This window comes from Flavobacterium sp. RSP49, assembly GCF_003968735.1.
Lineage (GTDB): Bacteria > Bacteroidota > Bacteroidia > Flavobacteriales > Flavobacteriaceae > Flavobacterium.
Genome location: NZ_RYDN01000002.1, coordinates 71,833 through 86,463, shown reverse-complemented (window position 1 = coordinate 86,463; position 14,631 = coordinate 71,833). Strand labels below are relative to the sequence as shown.

Annotated in this window: 11 protein-coding genes; 8 read left to right on the top strand and 3 right to left on the bottom strand. The window is 35.1% G+C overall.

All coding sequences use genetic code 11. The features are described from left to right. Window positions 1-91 precede the first annotated feature (91 nt). The 7 genes from EKM02_RS01955 (at window position 92) to rlmB (ending at window position 10,760) form a co-directional block, all read left to right on the top strand. Window positions 92-1,357, top strand: coding sequence for a DUF5103 domain-containing protein (locus EKM02_RS01955; protein ID WP_410503686.1), 1,266 nt, complete (start codon window positions 92-94; stop codon window positions 1,355-1,357). 81 nt (window positions 1,358-1,438) lie between these two features. Beyond that, on the top strand, window positions 1,439-1,825 hold the full coding sequence (gene apaG / locus EKM02_RS01950; protein WP_126451805.1) for a Co2+/Mg2+ efflux protein ApaG: 387 nt from the start codon (window positions 1,439-1,441) through the stop codon (window positions 1,823-1,825). Between the two features lie 164 nt (window positions 1,826-1,989). After that, window positions 1,990-3,618 carry an L-glutamate gamma-semialdehyde dehydrogenase gene (gene pruA, locus EKM02_RS01945; protein ID WP_126451804.1) on the top strand — a complete coding sequence of 543 codons (1,629 nt, stop codon included), beginning with the start codon at window positions 1,990-1,992 and terminating at the stop codon, window positions 3,616-3,618. Window positions 3,619-4,152: 534 nt separating this feature from the next. Then, window positions 4,153-7,359: a SusC/RagA family TonB-linked outer membrane protein gene (locus tag EKM02_RS01940; RefSeq protein WP_126451803.1), complete on the top strand. Its 3,207-nt coding sequence runs from the start codon at window positions 4,153-4,155 to the stop codon at window positions 7,357-7,359. 53 nt (window positions 7,360-7,412) lie between these two features. Next, window positions 7,413-9,029, top strand: a complete 1,617-nt coding sequence (locus EKM02_RS01935; protein ID WP_234423135.1) for a SusD/RagB family nutrient-binding outer membrane lipoprotein — start codon at window positions 7,413-7,415, stop codon at window positions 9,027-9,029. 54 nt (window positions 9,030-9,083) lie between these two features. After that, window positions 9,084-9,956 (top strand): hypothetical protein, encoded by an 873-nt coding sequence (locus EKM02_RS01930; protein WP_126451801.1) that lies wholly within the window; start codon window positions 9,084-9,086, stop codon window positions 9,954-9,956. Window positions 9,957-10,025: 69 nt separating this feature from the next. After that, a complete protein-coding gene (gene rlmB, locus EKM02_RS01925) occupies window positions 10,026-10,760 on the top strand; it encodes a 23S rRNA (guanosine(2251)-2'-O)-methyltransferase RlmB (RefSeq protein ID WP_126451800.1) in 735 nt (244 codons plus the stop codon). 54 nt (window positions 10,761-10,814) lie between these two features. Here rlmB and EKM02_RS01920 read toward each other — a convergent pair whose 3' ends face one another. Continuing rightward, the gene (locus EKM02_RS01920) at window positions 10,815-11,612 is read right to left on the bottom strand and encodes a rhomboid family intramembrane serine protease (RefSeq protein ID WP_126451799.1); all 798 of its coding nucleotides are present in this window, start codon (window positions 11,610-11,612) and stop codon (window positions 10,815-10,817) included. A 236-nt stretch (window positions 11,613-11,848) separates the two neighbouring features. Here EKM02_RS01920 and EKM02_RS01915 point away from each other — a divergent pair, with 236 nt between their 5' ends. After that, on the top strand, window positions 11,849-13,126 hold the full coding sequence (locus EKM02_RS01915; RefSeq protein ID WP_126451798.1) for a replication-associated recombination protein A: 1,278 nt from the start codon (window positions 11,849-11,851) through the stop codon (window positions 13,124-13,126). 62 nt (window positions 13,127-13,188) lie between these two features. On the opposite strand, the gene EKM02_RS01910 is transcribed toward EKM02_RS01915, so the two are convergent. Beyond that, a complete protein-coding gene (locus EKM02_RS01910) occupies window positions 13,189-13,932 on the bottom strand; it encodes a hypothetical protein (protein ID WP_126451797.1) in 744 nt (247 codons plus the stop codon). A 2-nt stretch (window positions 13,933-13,934) separates the two neighbouring features. Beyond that, window positions 13,935-14,624, bottom strand: coding sequence for a YjjG family noncanonical pyrimidine nucleotidase (locus EKM02_RS01905; protein ID WP_126451796.1), 690 nt, complete (start codon window positions 14,622-14,624; stop codon window positions 13,935-13,937). Window positions 14,625-14,631 lie beyond the last annotated feature (7 nt).

Here is a 14,631-nt window from a genome sequence, read left to right as displayed (position 1 = left end):
AGCTATTACTTTCGAAATAATTAATGTAAAAACTAGATGAACCAAAGACAAAAGGTAATTGCTATATTTACACAATCTTACGTTTTATAAAATGGAAAACCCTTTGCTCAAAATAGCTGCTTTTATGCTTACTGCATTTTATTCCTGCGTTTCTTTGGCGCAAATAGAAAAAGAAGTTGCTCCGCCATACCACATTAAAACCATTTCATTTGTTCAAAATGACCAAACTATAATTCCAATTTTAAAACTAGGCGAAGGATTTCAATTGCAATTTGATGATCTTTTTGGCAATGAAGCCAATTATTATTATGAAATAATTCATTGCGATTACAACTGGAACCCAACGGCAATACCTAAAAACGAATATTTAGAGGGTTTTGACAACCAGAGAATTCAGGAGTACACCAACTCTTTTAATACTTTACAAATCTATTCGCATTACAAATTAGCCATTCCAAATCAGTTTACGCTTCAATTAAAAATCAGCGGAAATTACATGATAAAGGTTTTGGATGAAAACAGAGAAATCGTGTTTTCGAGAAAATTTATTTTATACGAAGACCTGGTTACGGTTCCCATTCAAGTCAAACGAGCACGAACAATAAACACAATTGAATTGAAACACAATTTAGATTTTGCAATTAAATCTAATTCCATTGTTTTCCAAACTCCGTTGCGGAATGTCAGAGTGCTATTACTTCAAAACGGACAACTAAATAGCGGTATAAAAAATATAATTCCGCAATATACGATAGGAAATGATTTGATCTACAAATATGATACTGAAACGCAGTTTTGGGCGGGAAATGAGTTTTTGTTTTTCGAAAATAAAGACATCAGAGCCGCAAACAACAACATTGGTCGGGTAGACTTTAGCACCCCTATTTATGGTTCTTTTTTATACACTAATGCTGCTAGAGCCAATTTTCCGTATTCCTTTACCCAAGATGTTAATGGAGCTTTTGTAGTCAAGAATATAAGCGCTACTGACAGCGAATTCGAAGCGGATTATGCCTGGGTCTATTTCAGTCTTTCGGCCCCCACTTTCAGAATGAATAAAAATATTTATGTTGCCGGTATGTTCAATAACTACGCATTAATCCCTGAATATAAGATGGACTATAATCCTAAAAAAGGGCTTTATGAAAAGGCTATTTTAATAAAACAAGGGTTCACAAACTTTCAATACCTTGTTGCAGATGACAAAGGAGTTCTTGATCCGGAAAATGCGATAGATGGCAATTTTTATCAAACAGAAAATGAATATACCATAGTAGTCTATTACAGAGAAAACATAGGTCGTTATGACAGGGCTGTGGGCAAAGGAATGGCAAATTCAATAAACACCATCAATTAAAAAAACTTTCATAAAATTCAACAAAACGACACCCTTTTTTTGTAAATTTGTTAGTACTAAACTCCTACACACACATTTAATATGGTTTCTCAAATAACAAGAGGTATAAAAATTTCAGTATTGACTAGTTTTGAAGGTACGTACGTTAAGAACTACAAGCTTCATTTTGCATTTAGTTATGAAATTACTATTGAAAACCACAGTAAAGATTCCGTTCAATTAATCTCGCGTCATTGGGAAATTTATGATTCCTTAAATGATATCGAAATTGTTGATGGCGAAGGGGTAATTGGGAAAAAGCCTGTTTTAAAACCTGGCGAATTTCACACCTATAGTTCCGGTTGTCTATTATCATCCCCTTATGGTGCGATGAAAGGGTATTTTAACATGATTAATTTCACCTCAACAAAAAACTTCAAAGTCATTGTACCTACCTTCCGATTGTGTGCTCCATTTGCTTTGAATTAATTTTTTTACTTAAAATATTCCTTTTTCTTATTCCTGTTTTATCAAATTTTAAAATTATCCTTTGTACTTTTGCATTACAATAATTTTTTGATAAAATAACGAGTAATTTATTTATTAATTTTCTAATCTTAATCTCTTCAAACAGATTATCAAATTACATTATCATGCTAAAAGGATTTTTTCATGCGCCAAAAGCAGTAAACGAACCAGTAAAAGGGTATGCACCAAATTCACCTGAAAAAGCCGCCGTACAAGCCGCTTATACTAGAATGTGGAATTCTAAAATTGACGTACCATTATATATAGGAAGCGAAGAAATTAGAACAGGGAATACCAAAACAATGTCAGCGCCTCATGACCACAAACATAGTGTAGGAACGTATCATCTTGCCGAAAAATCACATATCGAGAAAGCTATTGCAAATGCATTAGAGTCAAGAACAGTTTGGGCTAACATGGCTTGGGAACAGCGCGCAGCCATTTTCCTTAAAGCCGCTGAATTAATTGCTGGCCCTTACAGAGCCAGAATTAATGCCGCAACCATGATTGCTCAGTCTAAAAATGTTCATCAGGCCGAGATTGATGCGTCATGTGAGCTAATTGACTTTTTGCGTTTCAACGTAGAATTCATGACTCAAATATATGGAGACCAGCCGGCATCCACCTCAGATATGTGGAACCGTCTAGAGTACAGACCTCTTGAAGGATTTGTATACGCAATCACACCCTTTAACTTTACTGCAATTGCCGCAAATCTTCCAGCAAGCGCCGCAATGATGGGGAACGTTGTAATCTGGAAACCAAGTGATAGTCAAGTTTTTTCCGCGCAAATTATAATCGAAGTGTTCAAAGAAGCTGGTGTTCCTGATGGAGTTATCAATGTAGTTTTTGGAGACCCTTTAATGATTACCGATACCATTCTGGCAAGTCGGGATTTTGCTGGAATTCACTTTACAGGTTCCACTCACGTATTCAAAGATATCTGGGCAAAAATTGGAACTAACATTCACCATTACAAAACGTACCCAAGAATCGTGGGGGAAACAGGCGGAAAAGATTTCATCATAGCGCATTCAAGCGCAAACCCTAAACAAGTTTCTACGGGAATTGTACGTGGCGCATTTGAATTTCAAGGGCAAAAATGCTCTGCAGCCTCTAGATCTTATGTCCCACAAAGCTTATGGCCCGCTGTAAAAGAGCAAATTATTGCGGATGTAAAATCAATGAAAATGGGATCTCCAGAAGATTTTAGTAATTTTATTACTGCCGTTATTCATGAAGGCTCCTTTGATAAATTGGTCAGTTTTATAGACCAAGCCAAAAAAGATACTGATGCGGAGATTATCGTTGGCGGGAACTATGACAAATCAGTTGGATACTTTATTGAGCCAACGGTAATTGTAACGACTAATCCTCATTATACCACCATGGCAACTGAACTATTTGGTCCAGTTATGACTATTTTTGTATATGAAGATGCAAAATGGGAAGAAACACTAGAATTGGTAGATACAACGTCTGAATACGCATTAACAGGAGCCGTTTTCAGTCAGGACCGTTACGCAATTGAAGTGGCGACAGGGAAATTACAAAATGCTGCCGGTAACTTCTATATTAATGACAAACCAACGGGTGCCGTTGTAGGGCAACAACCTTTTGGCGGAGCAAGAGCTTCAGGAACCAATGACAAAGCAGGTTCTCCATTGAACTTATTGCGCTGGGCTTCTCCAAGAACAATCAAAGAAACTTTCGTTACTCCGGTAGATTACAGATACCCTTTCTTAGGAGAATAGCTAAAATGAGGAATTCACCTCACCAAATAAAGTATTTCTTAAAAAATCCCAAGATTCAAAGCAATTGAATCTTGGGATTTTTTTTAGGTCTAGACGTTAACACCGAAAAAACACTGTTATCCAATAAATACTTTTCCAAACTGATTGCCCGCTTTGAAAACTATTTATAAACCACCCTCATTACATCCTTTGGATTGTTTTTGTTACTTTATTAAAAAAGCGCAATGAACCTTGCGCGATTTTTGTCTTCCCTTTTATTTTTTGGACAAATTGGATTCTATCTTTTCAAGAAAACGGACCGGCCTTTATCGAAAATAATTTCAATTAATTGATTCTTCTTTTGAAAGAAACAAGTAGCCCAATAAATTAAAAAAAATACTGAAATTACAATTAGTTCAATTTTTTGGCTTTAAAAAGAAACAAAAAACATTTTTTAAGGTTAATTACTATTATATAAAATAAAAAATTAGGATAAAATTAGGTTTTTTAACTTAAAATTAAGATTTTTGATGAATCTAACCAAAAATAATAACTATGAAACTAAAGTTTAATGGATTCTTAGTACTACTACTAGTACTTGTGACGCAATTGACCTTTGCGCAAGAACGATCTGTCTCGGGGATTGTTTCTGATAATGCAGGAATGCCTATCACGGGAGTCAGTGTATTAGTAAAAGGGACTAAATCAGGGACGCAAACTGATTTTGACGGAAAATTTTCAATCAAAGCTACATCAAGCCAAATCTTGATTTTTAGCTTTATTGGAATGAAAACTCAGGAAAGAGTAGCAAGTTCCGAAAACTTGAAGGTTACACTTATGGAAGACTCACAAGCTCTAGAAGAAGTCGTAATTACATCTCAAGGTATAAAAAGAGAGAAACAAGCAATTGGTTACGCAGTTAGCCAAGTTAAAGCAAAAGATCTAGAACAAAGGTCAGAAGGTGATATAGCTAGGGTTTTAAGCGGAAAGGCTTCAGGAGTGCAAATCATTAATGGTAGTGGTATTTCTGGTTCCGCAACAAACATCAACATTAGAGGCAACTACTCTGTTAGTGGATCATCTCAACCATTATTCATCGTTGATGGAGTTCCTTTTAGCTCAGACACGAATGCTAATGGTTCATTCATTAATGGTAACTCTGGTTCAAGTAGATTCTTGGATTTAGATCCAAACAACATTGAAAACGTAAGTATCTTAAAAGGATTTGCAGCTGCAACACTTTACGGAACTGAAGGTAGAAATGGTGTAATTTTAATTACTACAAAAAGTGGAAGTTTAAAAAAAGGACCTAAAAAAACAGAGATTTCTGTAAGTCAATCACTTTTTGCTAACGAAATAGCATCTTTACCAGATTACCAAAATAAATTTGGTAATGGATTTGACCAAGCTTTTGGTAACTTCTACAGTAACTGGGGTCCTGGATTTTATCCAAATGGTATTGGTGGTTACGCAAATCCAAATTCTGGAATTGCTGCTGATGGCACAATCAAACACCCATACGACAGAGCAAACTTAAATTCTGCTTTTCCAGAATATATTGGTAAAAGAGTACCTTATTCTGCAAAACCAAACAACGTTAAAGATTTCTTTAGAACAGGAATAGTTGCTAGTACTTCTGTTAATATTGCTGGAGCTTCAGCTGACGGAAAAACTAGTTTCAACTTTAACTTTGGTCATTTAGAAGATGAAGGATTTACACCTGGTAACAAATTAGGTAGAAATTCAATCTCTATTGGTGGTAAGTCTGCTTTAAGTAATAAATTTACAATTAGCGGAACTTTAAACTATTCAAATACTAATTTCAAAAGCCCACCAGTTGCTTTAAGTACAGGTTCAGGAGCTTCAGGAACAGGTTTGTCTGTGTTTTCAGATGTGTTTTACACACCTCGTAACGTAGATTTAATGGGATTACCTTTCCAAGATCCTATTACAGGAGGAAGTGTTTATTATAGAAATGATGGTGGAATTGTAAATCCAAATTGGACAGTAAACAATGCTTTCACATCACAATTAACAAACAGAGTTTTTGGTAATTCAGCTTTGAAATACGACATTAACGACAATTTGAACATAACGTACAGAGTAGGTATTGATAATTATACTGAAAGAAACGTTTCAGGAACTAATAAAGGTTCTGGAGGAGCATCTACCTCTGGACCAGTTTTAGGAGACTATAGAACATTTGATAACCTTAATACAATATGGGATCATAACATATTAGTAACCGGGCAATACTCGCTTACTGATAATTTAGGACTGAATTTCAGTGTAGGGGCAACTTCCAGATCTACTAAATATGACCGTCAGGGAGTTAATAGTGTAGAGCAATTAGGATTTGGAGTATTTAGACACTTCAACTTCAAAACACAAACGCCAATTCAGTACTCAGAAAGCCGAAATATTGCAGGTATCTATGGTCAAGTTGAACTTGATTATAATAAATGGGCTTATTTGACACTTTCTGAAAGAAAGGACTGGGTATCTAATACAAATATTAATACTCTGGATTACCCAAGTGCGAGTTTAGCGCTTATTCCAACAAAAATATTCTCTGAAATAGCATCAGATAAGGGTTTAAATTATTTGAAATTAAGAATGGGTTATGGTACCTCTGCTGGATTTGCAACAGGATATCCAGTTTCAAACAACGTAACATTAGCTCCAAGAGGAAACATAAACGATGCAGGAACTACATTTCCTATTGTATCAGCTTCAAATAACTTAGGAAATCCTAATTTGAGACCCGAATTATTGACTGAAATTGAACTTGGTTTTGATTCCAAATTTCTGAGTAATAGAGTAAGTTTAGATTTTTCTTATTTCAAAAGAAAAACAAAAGATTTAATTACTGATAGACCATTACCTCCAAGTTCTGGATTTGGATCAACAAAAACAAATATCGGTCAAATTGATGGAGAAGGTTTTGAAGTTGATTTAGGTATAAACGTTATAAATCACGCAAACGATGGATTTAACTGGGATGTTAGTGCTAACGTAACTAAATCAAAATCTATCGTTACTTCTTTAGGTCCTGACACAGAACAAATTGTTTACGATGGATATTCTAACTTAGGTAATGCTGCAATTCCTGGACAACAATTTGGTATAATTGTAGGTAGTAGAATTCAAAGAGATGCTAATGGAAATAAAGTTGTAGAAAGTACTGGTTTGTATAAAATCGAACAAGGTATCTTTAACATTGGTAATCCAAACCCTGATTATATATTAAACGTTTCTAATAGTTTTTCATATAAAAACTTTAATTTTGGATTTTTAATTAATTACACCGCAGGTGGAGATATGTTTTCACAAACAATCGCAACTTTGTTAGGTAGAGGTCTTACAACTGATACTGTAGATAGATTAAATACCTATATTCTCCCTGGTGTAAAAGCTGATGGATCTGTAAATGATATTCAAATCAACAATTCAGATAATTATTTCAGTAATATTATAGCTGGTGCTGACGAAATGAAAATTTATGACGCAACTGTAATTAGACTTTCTGAAATATCTTTTGGATACAACATACCACGTAAATTATTAGATAAAAGTCCATTTGGAGCTCTATCTATATCTGTATCAGGTAACAACTTGTATTACAATGCTATAAATACTCCTAAAGGAATCAATTTCGATCCTAACGTAGCTGGTCTTGGAGTAGGTAATGGTAAAGGATTTGACCACTTGAATGGCCCAACGGCTAAAAGATATGGTTTTAGTATTAAAGCAAGTTTCTAAATTTAAAAATAACAATTATGAACAATACGAAAAAAATAGCAAGTGTAATAATTTTGTTCTTAGGGGCATTATTATACTCTTCTTGCGAGACAATAGACATGGATATGAAAGAGGATCCAAATGCATTATCTGTTGACAAAGCAGATGTGGATTTCTATTTAAATGGTGTTCAACGTTCTTTTGCACTTAACATGCAAGCTTATGGTAGAACAAGTATGGAAGTGACAAGGATGACTAATATGTTTGGCAGAAGTTATGAAAATGCTTATAGCCCTGCTACATTAGACTCAAAATGGGCAGTTTCTTATCAAACAGTTTTAAAGAACATCCAATTAATGAATGTTAAAGCTTCAGAAAAAGGATTGAAACGCCATATTGGTATGGGGCAAGTATTAGAAGCATACACTATTGTTAACTTAGTTGACTTTTTTGGTGATGTACCCTATACTGAAGCTTTATTAGGAGCTACTAATCTAAATGCAAAGGCAGATACTGGAGCTTCAATTTACAATGCTGCTTTAGTTTTACTAGATAAAGCAATTGTAAATTTTTCAGAAACTAGTCCAACAACAACTACTTTCAATGATTTTTATTACAATAAAGATTGGACTAAGTGGATTAAGTTAGCTAATTCTATTAAAATGAAAATCTACATTCAAAGAAGATTAGTTGACGCTTCAGCTATCGCTAGTTTTAATACTATTGTAGCAACAGGAAACTTTATGCAAACTGCTTCAGATGATTTCCAATTTGACTGGAATTCAAATGTTAACAACCCTGATGGAAGAAGTCCTTTATACAGAGACAACTATTTAACTACAGGTACTTCTGAATACCAATCAAACTGGTTTATGGATTTAATGCTAACTGACAAGTCTATAGCTGACCCTAGAATGAAATTCTACTTCTACAGACAGTTAAACGGACAATCACCAATTGACCCTACTACATTAAAATGTTCTATTGAACCAGCTCCAGCTCACTACGTAGCCGGAGGTTATACTTACTGTACAGTAGCTAATGGATACTGGGGTAGAGATCATGGAGACAATTTTGGTATTCCACCAGATGCTGACAAGAAAACTGCTTATGGAGTTTATCCTGCAGGAGGTCGTTTTGATGATAATACATTTAAAACTGTAAATAACTTAAGTGGAGCTAAAGGAGATGGTGTTACACCAATATTATTAAGTTCTACTATGGATTTCTACAGAGCTGAAGCTGCGTTATACGGAGGTACTGGAAGTGCTAAAGCATTTATTTTATCTGGAGTTCAAAAATCATTTACTAAAGTGAGAGCTTTTATATCTAGAGATGCTGGTGCTATTGTATCAACTGTACCTGCTACAACAAGAGATGTAACTTATATGAATGAAGTTGGAAACAAATTTGATGCTGCTACTTTAACAGGCCAAAGAGAAATTCTTGCAAAAGAATTGTTTATCTCATTATTTGGTAACGGTACAGATGCGTACAACTTTTACAGAAGAACTGGATTCCCTCAAAGAATTCAACCAAATCTAGAACCGAATCCTGGGCAATTTATAAGATCATTTTTATATCCTGCAAATGAATCTTCTTCTAATTCAAATATGAAGCAAAAAACTAGCGTTTCAGCAAGAGTATTCTGGGATAACAATGCTACAACTGGATTTCCAATTGGTAACTAATAAATATTAAACATGAAAAAATATATAAAAAACGTAACGTATTGCTTACTTGCAATGGGCATGATACTATTACAATCTTGTAGTAGTGAAGAAAGTACTGCAGACAATGTACTTGCCAACACTACAAGAGGTGCAATTTTAAGAACTTTAAAAGTAAACCAATCTACTTTTAATTTCTTTGATACATCTTCTAAATGGTCAGTAAATATTGAAGAACAAGATGGTAAAAATGGAGATCTTCTATCAGAAGTTAGATTGTATGTAAAACACACTAAAAATGGAGTAACAAGTGCAGAAAAATTAGTAAAATCATACTCCGCAACAGCCTTTCCAAAAGGATCTAATAATTTACCTACAGGCGAAGTAAGTGCTACACTTGCTGAGACTCTGGCTAAATTAGGGCTTACAACCGGAGGTTACACTACATCCGATAAATTTACAATGAGATTAGAATTAGTGTTAACGGATGGTAGAACATTTACTAACACTAACTCTTCTAGTACAGTTGTAGGTGGAGTTTACTTCTCATCAGGATTTGTATATTCAGTTCAATTCTTTTGTCCATTAGCTAGTGCAGCTGCTTTCAATGGTAACTACAAAGTAACCGCTGATGCTTGGGCTGACTACGCAGTTGGAGATATAGTGCCTGTTCAATACGTATCCACTGATGGATTGTATACATTTAGAATTAGAAATACAAACAATCCATACTTAAACAATCCTTCGACTTCCTATATGATAGTAACAATCAACCCTTCAAATGCAGTAGCAACTGTTACTGCTAATGAGCAGTTCGACTACACAGGCTGGATGAAGGTAACTGTAACTGGATCAGGATCTGTAGGTTCTTGTACTGGGGACATTAACTTAAGATTAAACTTCAGTGGATCGTCACAAAATCAAACTTTTACCTTAGTTAAAATTTAGATTAAATAAATTTCCATATATCTAAAACCACCATCATTACGATGGTGGTTTTTTTTATATATTTGCAGCATGGAAAAAGAACATCAAATATTTGGGATTAGAGCTATAATCGAAGCCATACAGGCGGGCGCGACCGTAGACAAAGTCTACATTCAGAAGGAAGCAAGCAGCGAACTGATGAAAGACTTAATGAAAGTGATGAAGCGCGGTAATATTAACTTTTCTTATGTTCCGGTTGAAAAATTAAATAGATTAACGCCTAATAACCATCAAGGTGCAGTGGCAACCATATCCCCTATCTCCTTTTTTGATTTAGAAACGTTGATTGAATCTGTAATTGAAAACGGGAAAAAACCATTGTTCTTAATATTAGATCAAATCTCTGATGCTCGTAATTTTGGCGCTATCATCAGAACTGCTGAATGCACCGGCGTAAACGGTATTATTGTTCAAAAAGCAGGCTCAGCTCCTGTGAATGGTGATACGGTAAAAACCTCTGCAGGAGCTGTATTCAATATTCCAATTTGCAAAGTAGAACACATCAAAGATGCTATTTTCTTATTGCAAGCAAGCGGTATCAAAACAGTTGCTGCAACTGAAAAAACAGATCAAAACATCTATGATATCACTTTGAACGAGCCTGTTGCCATAATTATGGGATCTGAGGATCGTGGTGTAAACCCATCTGTATTGAAGATTGTTGACGAAAAAGCTAAACTTCCCATGTTTGGAACTATTGGTTCGTTGAATGTATCCGTAGCTTGTGGAGCTTTTTTATACGAAGCGGTAAGACAGAGAAGTTAATTTCCAAACCCTTCCCAAAGAATAGGGAACCAAAACAAATACACTAAAAATGAATCAAGACTCCCGTTTTGATTCATTTTTTTTGTTTGTAACAATGTGATACCCTACATGGAAATTGGAAGTATAATACGTTGATAATTGCTGTTGTACTTCATTTTCCTCATTTTCTTCATTTTTTGGAAGATTTACAAAATTACCGTTGGCATCAAATCGCTGCATGAATTTATCTGCCACGGGATCATAATCCGGATGTTCCCAATCATACTTATGGACTTTTTTATATTCTGGAGTTTTATATACTAACGTAAGAAGGAATCCGGAGAGCAACCCTGCCAGGTGACCTTCCCAAGAAATAGACTTATTACCTGGAATCTCAGGACTTGGAAAAACATACCAAACTAAACCCCCATAAACAACAATCACGGCAAGAGACAAGGCTATTAATCGATTGTACTTTGTTTGAATTCCCTTAAAAAAAATAAAACTAAACAACACATAAATCAAACTGCTGGCTCCAATATGGTAATTCTCCCGACCAATAATCCACGTAATAAATCCAGACAATAGAATTCCATACCCAACAACCGCCAACGATTGTTTCGCATAGAAAAATTGTAAAGCGACCAATAATACCAATACAGGTATTGAGTTGTTGTACAAATGCTCTATATCACTATGAATAAAAGGACTGAACAAGATTCCTTGCAGACCTGAAAATGTTCGAGGGTAAATACCGTTTTGAACAAAGTCAAAATCAAATCGGATTTCGAGCCAAAAAATAAACCACAGGAATACTACAAAAAAAAGAGGCAGTCCAATAACTAAATTCGTGAATTTAAAATGTTTGTCCATGAATCGTACTTGTTTATACGATCTTCTTAATTCAAAAACTTCTCCAAAAGCAATTTAATGCAATTTTGTCATAGTGTAACCTAATAGTAAAATTAAACACAAGAATTCCTAGCCCAGATGGAAACGGCATCCCACGCTTTTTTGCGTGGATATAGTGTACAGCTGGAAATAGCTCCAAAAAATAAATTTGACAATCATAAATGGGCTTAGATTAAAAAAAATATTAATTTTGCACAATGGAAGCACCACTTGCAGAGCGCATACGACCACAAAAATTAGAAGAGTATATTAGTCAATCCCATTTGGTTGGACCAAATGGTTCCTTGACACAACAAATTACAAAAGGAATTATCCCTTCCTTAATTTTTTGGGGGCCACCGGGCACTGGTAAAACTACTTTAGCACAAATTATTGCACAGGAATCAAAACGACCCTTTTATATTTTGAGTGCCATCAATTCCGGTGTGAAAGACATTCGCGAGGTGATTGAAAAAGCGAAGCAAAGTGGTGGTTTGTTTACGGCTAAAAACCCTATATTATTCATCGATGAGATTCATCGTTTTAGCAAATCCCAACAAGATTCGTTATTGGCTGCGGTAGAAAAAGGGTGGATCACCCTAATTGGTGCCACTACAGAAAACCCTAGTTTTGAAGTTATTCCAGCACTACTGTCCCGATGTCAGGTGTATGTTTTGAACGCTTTTAGCAAAAAAGACTTAGAAACACTTCTGGAACGCGCCATAAAAACAGACGCTTATTTGCAGACCAAAAACATTAAACTAAGAGAAACAGAAGCCTTATTGCGCCTTTCCGGTGGTGATGGACGCAAGCTGTTGAATATTTTTGAACTTGTTGTACATGCATCCGAAGAAGACGATGTTATAATCACAAACGAACGTGTTTTTGCTTTAGTACAACAAAATACCGTTTTGTATGACAAGACCGGCGAGCAACATTATGACATTGTTTCAGCTTTTATAAAATCCATTCGGGGAAGTGATCCAAATGGTGCTGTGTATTGGCTTGCCCGCATGATTGAAGGCGGTGAAGATGTTAAATTTATCGCTCGTCGAATGCTTATCCTGAGTAGTGAAGATATAGGAAATGCCAATCCAACTGCTTTTATTATGGCCAATAATACCTTTCAGGCGGTTGCCACAATTGGATATCCGGAAAGCAGGATTATATTAAGTCAATGTGCCGTTTATTTAGCCACTTCCCCTAAAAGTAACGCTTCGTATCTGGCCATTGGAACTGCGCAACAACTTGTAAAACAAACTGGCGATTTACCGGTACCAATTCACTTGCGCAACGCGCCCACTAAATTAATGAAAGAATTAGGGTATGGCGAAGAATATAAATATGCACACGATTACACAAATAATTTTGCAGAACAAGAATTCCTTCCTAATGAACTGTCCAACAATCCCATCTATATTCCCGGAAATAACTCCCGAGAAAACATCACAAGAGAATTCTTAAAAAACCGCTGGAAAAATAAATATGGCTATTAAAATACAAAAAGGGATACACCGCAGTACATCCCTTTTAGAAAAATAATTAATTTATAATTGCGCTAAAACTTTACTGCTATTTTTTCAGAATATAATTTGTCGTTTTCATAATACTCAAAAAACCATTGGTTGTTCTTAGCAATTAAAACACCTTTAATATCTCCTTTTAAAGCGATAAAAGATTCGGCACTAGAGGTTTTAAAAACTTTCATAACAACTTTTGGAGAACTATCAATCAACTGGAAACCGGTTGCCGTAGGCTGAGCATAAAGCAAATCCATTTCTTTTTCATCAGATACTGAGGCGCTGACTACTTTTTGAGCCAACACCACCGGAGCGGTCAAGGGCTTGGTAACTTCTGGCTCCATAGTTGTTTTTGTAGTACCGTTATATTTATATTGCAACTCATTAACGGATTCAAAAGCGTAGTTAAGCGCTTCGCCATACGCAGTTTCATATTGTTTCTCCTTGCTTTTCCCCACTGCAGATTGGAAAATTATTTTCCCGTAACAATCCTTAAGTGTCACAAATAACTTAGTCATCAAAAAAGCATTTTCTTTAACAACATCCATATACAACAAACTGCAACGGTCATTGTAATCACTTGGAATGGCTTCGTTGCTGTAAAAAGCTTCAAAACCGGCTTTGTTTAGATTAAATTTAGACATTGTTGTCAGTCGATACTGATTCTCTGTTTTGAGGAAATCATACTTAACGGGAATAATCACAGCTTTATAATCGTTTACCGATTGAGAATAGGAATAACTAACAACTAATATCAGCAGGAATACGAATGATTTTTTCATCTTTATAAATATTTTTTAAGTTCTAATAAATGGTTAATTTGTATGATGTGCTGTTCTACCTGAACTTTACTTTCATTAAAGAAAATAGCTTGCAGTCCCGCATCCAGTGCTCCTTGAACATCCGCTTCTAAACTATCACCAATCATGATACTTTTTTCTTTTTTGGCTTTGGCCAAATCTAAAGCGTAATCAAAGATAATAGGATTTGGTTTTTTTACTCCAGCCATTTCTGAATTAGTGATGGTCTGAAAATAGCTTCCAATTTTTGAATTGTTCAATTTTTTAAATTGCACTTCCGCAAAACCATTGGTTATAATATGCAAATTGTATTTAGGTTTTAAATACTCCAAAAGTTCTACTGTCCCATCAAAAAGATGATTGTTGTCCGGCAAAAACCGAATATAATCCTCCGCTATCGTCTCTATTTCTTCATCTGAAATAGTATAACTCAACGCATCAAACGAGTGTTTCAATCGATTGTACCGTAACTCCTGATGGGTAATCTTATCGTATTGATAAAGTGCCCAACACGCTTGGTTAATTGGAACATATTTTTCAATAAATTCCTTGGTTGCTATCGTTGGATGATTTCTATTGAAAATAGTCTCAAAAGTGAGCTCTGAATTTTTATCAAAATCCCAAAGGGTATGATCTAAATCAAAAAAAACGTCCTTTATATGTGTTTGTTTCATTTTGTAA

Coding starts and splice junctions, on each gene's coding strand:
- EKM02_RS01955 (WP_410503686.1), top strand. CDS start 92: ATGGAAAACCCTTTGCTCAAAATAGCTGCTTTTATGCTTACTGCATTT.
- rlmB (WP_126451800.1), top strand. CDS start 10,026: ATGGAAAAAGAACATCAAATATTTGGGATTAGAGCTATAATCGAAGCC.
- EKM02_RS01915 (WP_126451798.1), top strand. CDS start 11,849: ATGGAAGCACCACTTGCAGAGCGCATACGACCACAAAAATTAGAAGAG.
- EKM02_RS01940 (WP_126451803.1), top strand. CDS start 4,153: ATGAAACTAAAGTTTAATGGATTCTTAGTACTACTACTAGTACTTGTG.
- pruA (WP_126451804.1), top strand. CDS start 1,990: ATGCTAAAAGGATTTTTTCATGCGCCAAAAGCAGTAAACGAACCAGTA.
- EKM02_RS01910 (WP_126451797.1), bottom strand. CDS start 13,932: ATGAAAAAATCATTCGTATTCCTGCTGATATTAGTTGTTAGTTATTCC.
- EKM02_RS01930 (WP_126451801.1), top strand. CDS start 9,084: ATGGGCATGATACTATTACAATCTTGTAGTAGTGAAGAAAGTACTGCA.
- EKM02_RS01905 (WP_126451796.1), bottom strand. CDS start 14,624: ATGAAACAAACACATATAAAGGACGTTTTTTTTGATTTAGATCATACC.
- apaG (WP_126451805.1), top strand. CDS start 1,439: ATGGTTTCTCAAATAACAAGAGGTATAAAAATTTCAGTATTGACTAGT.
- EKM02_RS01920 (WP_126451799.1), bottom strand. CDS start 11,612: ATGGACAAACATTTTAAATTCACGAATTTAGTTATTGGACTGCCTCTT.